The 2,004-nt window shown below is 68.3% G+C and carries 2 protein-coding genes and 1 pseudogene; all 3 read left to right on the forward strand.

Going from position 1 to position 2,004, the window contains the following annotated elements; all coding sequences use genetic code 11:
* The first annotated feature begins 243 nt into the window (after positions 1 to 243).
* Positions 244 to 1,323 (forward strand): RidA family protein, encoded by a 1,080-nt coding sequence (locus ABD327_RS15025; protein WP_344450985.1) that lies wholly within the window; start codon positions 244 to 246, stop codon positions 1,321 to 1,323.
* A 10-nt stretch (positions 1,324 to 1,333) separates the two neighbouring features.
* Positions 1,334 to 1,405 (forward strand): annotated as a pseudogene (locus tag ABD327_RS37470) (zinc ribbon domain-containing protein); the annotation flags it as partial.
* A 9-nt stretch (positions 1,406 to 1,414) separates the two neighbouring features.
* Positions 1,415 to 1,666: a Zn-ribbon domain-containing OB-fold protein gene (locus ABD327_RS15030; RefSeq protein WP_344450986.1), complete on the forward strand. Its 252-nt coding sequence runs from the start codon at positions 1,415 to 1,417 to the stop codon at positions 1,664 to 1,666.
* Positions 1,667 to 2,004 lie beyond the last annotated feature (338 nt).

The following is a 2,004-nucleotide window of genomic DNA, read 5'->3' on the forward strand; positions in this document are numbered from 1 at the left end:
TCACGATGCGCACGCGGGGTCTGAACCAGGACGGCGAGGAGATCGTGTCCTGGGTGCGCTCGGTCATGATCTACAAGAAGGGCGCCACGCACGACAAGAACTACTTCCCCGAGGCCAAGACCGGGCAGCTCCAGCTCCCCGGCGCCGGAGAGCCGGCGTGACCGGGAGCGTCCCAGCCCTGTCCGGTGAGCGCCCGGGCCGATGTGCCGTCCTTGACCGTTCTCATCCGTGCATTGGAGAACCATGAGCTCTGAAACGACACGCCTGTCGTCCGTGGCGGGCACCGCCGAAGACGCCTACGCCGGTGCGTTCGCGGCGCTGGCGTCGGCCGGGCTCGGCCCGGCCGATGTGGTGCATGTGGTGGAGTACGCCACCAAGACCGCACTGGACTCCTACGAGCGGGTCGAGAGCGCCCGGTCCGCGGCGCTGGGCGGGCACCGGGTGCCGGTCGCGACCGTCGGCGTCGAGGGCCTGCCGCAGGCCGGAGCCGAGCTGTCGGTCGAGCTGACCGCCTTTCCCGGCGGCGGACGGCTGGTGCAGGCCCACCCCGACGAGGGCTTCCACCGGGGAACACTGCGGGTCGCCGACGACATCGCCTACCTGCCGAGCGTCCACCCGCACGACGGGACCTCGGTGGTGTTCGCCGACGACTTCCGTGAGCAGTACCGGTACTGCCTGGAGAAGGCCGGCGAGCTGCTGAAGGCCGCCGACCTGGGTCTGGACGCTTTGGTGCAGACCACCGACTACACCGCCCGCGCGACCCGCTCGCAGTACCCGCGCTGCGGACGCCCCCGCAAGGAACTCCTCGGCGGGACCGGCCCGGACGGACGACCCGTGCACCCGGGCGCGGCGGGCATCGTCATCGACCAGGCCGTGGTGCCCGGCGCGATGGTCTCCCTGGACGCGATCGCCTCCACCGTGCCGTTCCGCGCCGTCAACCCCGGCTGGAAGCGCTACGAGACCCTCACCTACAAGCCCGGTCTGGCGACCGAGCGGACCCTGTTCATGTCGGGTTTCGGCTCGCTGGAGCCCGCCACGCAGAAGGCCATCTTCGAAGGCGACCTCCTCGCCCAGGCCGAGTACACCTACGCCGGAATCGCGGCGGTGCTCCGCGAGGCCGGACTCGGCGAGACCCTGCCCTACGGCTCGGTCACCCGGCTGGTCGAGTACATCACCCCCGACGCCGTCGCACGGTATGAGGAGATCGCCGAGATCCGCCGCAAGTACTTCGGCGACACCCCGGCGCTGACCTCCGTGGTGTGCTCGGCGCTGCTGCGGCCGGAGTTCCTCATCGAGGTCGTGCCCACGGCGGTGTTCGGATGACGGTCGCGAGCGGCGGCTGACCATCCAAAGGTGTCTGGCGTGCGGGCATCTGCAGCACTACCCGCGGGCCCTGTGCACCGGGTGCGGCGGCATGGATTTGGACTTCACCGACGTCTCCGGCCAGGGCACCATCGACTCCCACACCCTCGTGCACTGCGCTCCCCGGCCGGGTCTGGAGACCCCTTACGTGGTGGCCCGTGTCCGCCTGGCCGAGGGTCCGCTGCTGTTGACCAACCTCGTGGACGCCGACCCCGACTCCTGGCGGTGCGACGCGCCCGTGAAGGTGGCCTGGCGCGCCCTGCCCGACGGCCGCCACCTGCCGGTGTTCGCCCCTTCGAATTGAAGTCTGTTTCAAAGTTGTTGAAACAGTCTGGTGCCCAGTGGCGCATGTTCGGTGAGGGCCCCTCGCGGGTCCCGGGTCGGGTCGGCGCCACCGGTGTTCCGGAATCGGCAGTACAGAGGTGGTCCTCAGGTGGAAGCGAATGGGGTCGACTTGTGCCAAGGCTCTTTGCAGTCCTGGCACAAGCAATGCATGGAGCGGCTGATAAAGCGCAATAAGTCGCCAAATTTTTCCGTATCGGACTTTGAGATAGGCCCTAGGACTGATCATGGATTTCTCCCTCTCTGAAGAGCAGAAGATGTTCCGCGACACGCTGCGGGATTTCGTCAACAAGGAGATCC

The organism is Actinocorallia aurantiaca (genome assembly GCF_039533685.1).
Taxonomy (GTDB): domain Bacteria; phylum Actinomycetota; class Actinomycetes; order Streptosporangiales; family Streptosporangiaceae; genus Actinocorallia; species Actinocorallia aurantiaca.